This is a genomic window from Alteromonas sp. 4NH20-0056, assembly GCF_057539655.1.
The window spans coordinates 1-4,177 of record NZ_BAAJLS010000019.1 but is presented as its reverse complement, the minus strand read 5'-3'; the positions used below and the strand labels follow the sequence as shown (position 1 = coordinate 4,177).

At 40.8% G+C, this 4,177-nt stretch carries 8 protein-coding genes; all 8 read left to right on the top strand.

The window, feature by feature from the left end:
- Nucleotides 1-25 precede the first annotated feature (25 nt).
- The 8 genes from AC27EZ_RS17995 to AC27EZ_RS17960 all read left to right on the top strand — a co-directional run bounded on the left by AC27EZ_RS17995 (nucleotide 26) and on the right by AC27EZ_RS17960 (nucleotide 4,081).
- On the top strand, nucleotides 26-337 hold the full coding sequence (locus AC27EZ_RS17995) for a hypothetical protein (protein ID WP_474194315.1): 312 nt from the start codon (nucleotides 26-28) through the stop codon (nucleotides 335-337).
- Between the two features lie 121 nt (nucleotides 338-458).
- Nucleotides 459-875, top strand: coding sequence for a hypothetical protein (locus AC27EZ_RS17990; protein WP_487136645.1), 417 nt, complete (start codon nucleotides 459-461; stop codon nucleotides 873-875).
- A gap of 98 nt (nucleotides 876-973) precedes the next feature.
- Nucleotides 974-1,318, top strand: coding sequence for a hypothetical protein (locus AC27EZ_RS17985; RefSeq protein WP_487136644.1), 345 nt, complete (start codon nucleotides 974-976; stop codon nucleotides 1,316-1,318).
- A gap of 117 nt (nucleotides 1,319-1,435) precedes the next feature.
- Nucleotides 1,436-1,810: a molecular chaperone DnaJ gene (locus AC27EZ_RS17980; protein ID WP_487136643.1), complete on the top strand. Its 375-nt coding sequence runs from the start codon at nucleotides 1,436-1,438 to the stop codon at nucleotides 1,808-1,810.
- A gap of 145 nt (nucleotides 1,811-1,955) precedes the next feature.
- Nucleotides 1,956-2,510, top strand: coding sequence for a PH domain-containing protein (locus AC27EZ_RS17975; RefSeq protein ID WP_487136642.1), 555 nt, complete (start codon nucleotides 1,956-1,958; stop codon nucleotides 2,508-2,510).
- Between the two features lie 118 nt (nucleotides 2,511-2,628).
- Nucleotides 2,629-3,003 carry a hypothetical protein gene (locus AC27EZ_RS17970; protein WP_487136641.1) on the top strand — a complete coding sequence of 125 codons (375 nt, stop codon included), beginning with the start codon at nucleotides 2,629-2,631 and terminating at the stop codon, nucleotides 3,001-3,003.
- Between the two features lie 128 nt (nucleotides 3,004-3,131).
- Nucleotides 3,132-3,494 carry a hypothetical protein gene (locus tag AC27EZ_RS17965; protein WP_487136640.1) on the top strand — a complete coding sequence of 121 codons (363 nt, stop codon included), beginning with the start codon at nucleotides 3,132-3,134 and terminating at the stop codon, nucleotides 3,492-3,494.
- Between the two features lie 131 nt (nucleotides 3,495-3,625).
- A complete protein-coding gene (locus AC27EZ_RS17960; RefSeq protein ID WP_487136639.1) occupies nucleotides 3,626-4,081 on the top strand; it encodes an Imm26 family immunity protein in 456 nt (151 codons plus the stop codon).
- The last annotated feature ends 96 nt before the right edge of the window (nucleotides 4,082-4,177 follow it).

The following is a 4,177-nucleotide window of genomic DNA, read 5'->3' as shown; positions in this document are numbered from 1 at the left end:
ACACCACTGTAATTAAGTAGGTTAAATGGATTTTATCACCAATAAAAAACCAAGCGCTGGGTATAAATCTGGTGTTGTCCTTGTTGCTTTATTAGCTACATTGCTTATGGTTTTTCTCATCGTGTCCGGAACAGTCACTCTTACTGAAGGGGCGTTTTATTTTTGGTTGCTGGTTAGCATTGTTTTTTATATGGCAGGGCCAGTGCTCGGCAGGCGTAAAGAATATCTCGGTAACGAGCCATCTACACAAATCATGCGGGTAAATTTGTTACCCTATGTTGTATTCTGTTTTCTGTGCGGAGGCATCGCGCTTTATGGCTGGCTATCTGGTGTATAACAAAAAAATAAAGTCACTCGCTATCGCTCGCTGGGACGCAAACACGCAGGGCGGCTTCGCCATTATGCCCTACGTGCCTGCGCCCCTTATTTAAAAGTTATATGCCTTAAGGAAAAGGATAATGAAGTTAAATTATCAAGCTATTGGAATCGGTGGTCTGGTAGACCTTGGTGGCACCATGCTTTTGGGAACAATTCTGACAAGCATGTATGCTTTGTTTGTTAATTCGCCTGCACTAGAGCCATACGAACTCTATGAAAAAGTCTTCTTTGCACCAACTTTTATTTTGCTTTCTATTGCTATAGGGATAGTTTTTAACTTCATTGGCGGCTTCGTAGCAGCAAGAATCGCAAATAACTCTTTTGTAACTTATGGGGTGCTCTCTGCCATTCCATGCATTATTGTTGGTATTTTTACACATAAAAACCCATTAGGTTCGCCTTACCCCGACTGGCTCATCTATTCGGGTAAAGTTTTTGCTGTTGTTTTTGGTGCACTAGGTGGTTATTTTTGCAAACGGCATATAACAAAAAAATAAAGTCACTCGCTGGCGCTCGTTGGGACGCTAACACGCAGGGCCACTTCGTTATTATGCCCTACGTGCTATCGCCCCTTATTTAAAAGTTAGGTTTCTCCATGAATTTAGATGAACTGATTCATCATTATTCAAACTTAGATATTGAATTGATCTCAGTGAAATTGGTTGAGATTTTGAATGAATGGAAAGCCGATTATTCAAACGTTCATGATTTAGAGATACTAATAGAAAAGTATTTTGGGAATATTTGGCTCCCGACAAACGATATTCATGACAGATGCTATCAGCAATGGAGTAAATTTAGGTTAAGTGCAATCGGCCAAATAAATGGAATGACAATGAACGAGAGGTTATATTGGTTCAGCCTCTTCGAGCGTTTTGATAACTGTAAAACGGAGAATCAGAAACAGGATGTTTATTCAAAATTATACGCTAAAACCTAACAAGCAAATCAAGCTCGTTCCCTGCGGTCACTGGGACAATTACTCGTTGGCGGCTGCGCCATTTTCGCCAACGAGTAATTGCCCCTTATTAGGGTGTTATGTAACACGGAGAGTTTAGTGAAAATTATATCTATAGCATTCTTGAGCGCATTAATCGCTTTTCCATCCTTTTCCTCTGAAAGCAGCTCTATCGGGTATAAAACAGTCGACCTCGCTCTTCAAGCACTGAAAAATAAAGCCGGAACAAAACTAAGCGTCCAGGGTGGCTGGACTATTATCGAAGATCAAGAAGATTCAAATTTGGTTTTATGGTCATTTACTCCTGAGTCTCACTCTGCACACCCAGCAGCGATAAAGCGTAAAGTCCTTGAGAAAAACCAAGCCATTTACATTCAAATGTCAGCACTCTGCCAAGCTAAAAAAACAGATTGTGATAAATTAATGGAAGAGTTTGAGCAACTAAATAAAAACATCATGAAAGGTTCTGGGTAGGTGTTACATAACAAGTTGCTCAAGTTCGTTCGTAAACTCACTGGGACAATTAACAGTTGGCTTGGCGCTTCGCGCAAGTTTAGCCAACAGTCAATTGCCCCTTAGCAAAGCGTTAGGCTTCTTGGAGAATTGGGGAATTGGAAGATTGGAACCAGATTATTCAAACTACTCTATACAAGAACTAGAAGAGGCTTTGGCCTCAATTGATAAAGATGCATACCCAGACCGGACAAAAATACTTGAGAAGGAGTTATCCATACGGCAAGGTTGGTCGGGCCAGCGACAAACAGAGGTATCATTCCCATACTATTGGACTTCGACAGGTAGAAACCTTTTTTTTGTTATCTTTTTTAGCGGCCTCGCATTTCTTTCTTATTCAAGTTTTTCGGACAAAAGCCTTGAAGGTGCAATAGCTTTTATTATTAGCACTGCTTGCTTAATTTTTTATGGGACTGTCCTTTACCAAAAAAGTGGTTGGGTTCACGTGGACGATAATGGGATTTCCTATCAAAATATTTGGGGTCATAAACAGGTTCCATGGAGTGACATCTCTGGCTGTTATATTAGATATATACGATTTACTAAAATCGTATATATCGTGGGTAAAAACGGTAGCGAAAAAATGTTACCCATCGTTGGCTGGAAAGCACAAGAGATAAATAACATTGTAAATACCGAAATTCAGCGTAGAAAAGCCTAACAAGTGCCTCAATTCGCTCGTAAACTCGCTCGGACAATTAACAATGGGCTATTGTCGCTGCGCTCAATATTTTAGCCCATTATTAATTGCCGCTTAGGCAGGCGTTAGCTGCCTAGATATGACACCAAGACTTTGGCATAAAATAAGTAAGAGTATTGTCACTAGTAAAAAGCGAATTTTAGTTTCTTGCTTTGGCACTTTTTTGGCATTGATGGCTATTAACGTCATAAGATGGTTAGGTGTTAACAACGACCTTTTGACTTTATTGAGCATTGTCTTCGCTTATACTTTTTTTGTATCTGTCAGCTTATTTATTCCTTGGTCTTGGTTTAGAAAAATAGCTATACCCAACAAAGAAAATAAAGGGATATTCAAAGCCAGTTATTGTGCTGGGACTATTCTAGATTGGCTTTTTTCAATCATTCTCACACTGTGGTATTTTGGGATTTTGGTAATGTTTGCAGTAGCGGTTTTAACAAATGTCGGCAGCTAACAAAACACTGTAGTCACTCGCTGGCGCTCGTTGGGACACAAACACGTTGGCTCCCTTCGCTCCGCTTCGTATTTTAGCCAACGTATTTGTGCCCCTAAGTGGGCTGTTAGGTGCTAAAAGGAAAAATTGTGAAATCATGGAATGAATTAACTAATCTACAACGCGCAGTTATCGGCATCGCAATGGTTGTTGCAGCCGCAGTTTTGCCAGAGATAGCCTTCTTAGTTCAATTAGGCGGTGTGGAAATCGCATTTGCTCTCGTTTTTGCTAGCCTTGCTCCAATCATTTCTTGGTTCTCAGCTAAATACCAAGCGATTAATGAATGTTTAAAAACCTCAGTAGTAGCTCTTAGGCATAGTGCATCCGCTAAACCTTCCGTCTTTTTCGTTCAAGCTTCTTTTTGTGCCGTCGCACTTCTATTTACAGGTTCGGGCTTATTGGCTTTTTACTTTTTTATGCCTAGTATGCTGCTAAATGGGGTCTTGGCATGAGCGCACCTAACAACCCAATCAACACACTCACTACGTTCGCTGGGACGCATACATGCGGGGCGGCTTCGCCATTATGCCCCACATGTCTACGCCCGTTATTGGAAAGTTATACCTTTTGAAGGAACTTCAATTTGGCTAGTAATTTCGAATTAGGAAAAGTAGTGGAAATCCGCCTACCAGATAATTCCTTTGCATACGGCTTAGTTCTAGAATCTCCACTTGTAGCATTCAGTAATAGAACATTTAAATCTCGCCAAACTCAGTTTTCGGATCTTTTTAATGATTCTATTTTTATTGTCTGGGTTATGAAATATGCACTGGGTAAGAAAGGCTGGCCTAAAGTCGGGAAACTAAATAGTCACAAACTGTTCGGCAGATCGCACACATTTTATAAATTTGACTCAATCAATAAGTCATTCTCAACATACTGTAATGGTATCGAAACTCCTGCTAAACGGGAAGATTGCGTTAAGTTGGAATGCGCAGCAGTTTGGGATAGTTTACAGGTGGAAGATAGGATTTTTGCAAATAGCAAAGGAGAGGTTTGCAAATGGAGCAAATCGCTCTCCGCAGAAGAACAGGTATAACAAAAAAATTAAGTTCGCCCGCTGCGCGGGCTGGGACGCATACACGCAGGGCGGCTTCGCCATTATGCCCCACGTGCCTGCACCCCTTATTTAAAA

What these genes read in the sequence shown, in the direction of transcription:
- AC27EZ_RS17985 (WP_487136644.1), top strand. Translation starts at nt 974, where the DNA reads ATGAATTTAGATGAACTGATTCATCATTATTCAAACTTAGATATTGAA.
- AC27EZ_RS17970 (WP_487136641.1), top strand. Translation starts at nt 2,629, where the DNA reads ATGACACCAAGACTTTGGCATAAAATAAGTAAGAGTATTGTCACTAGT.
- AC27EZ_RS17990 (WP_487136645.1), top strand. Translation starts at nt 459, where the DNA reads ATGAAGTTAAATTATCAAGCTATTGGAATCGGTGGTCTGGTAGACCTT.
- AC27EZ_RS17995 (WP_474194315.1), top strand. Translation starts at nt 26, where the DNA reads ATGGATTTTATCACCAATAAAAAACCAAGCGCTGGGTATAAATCTGGT.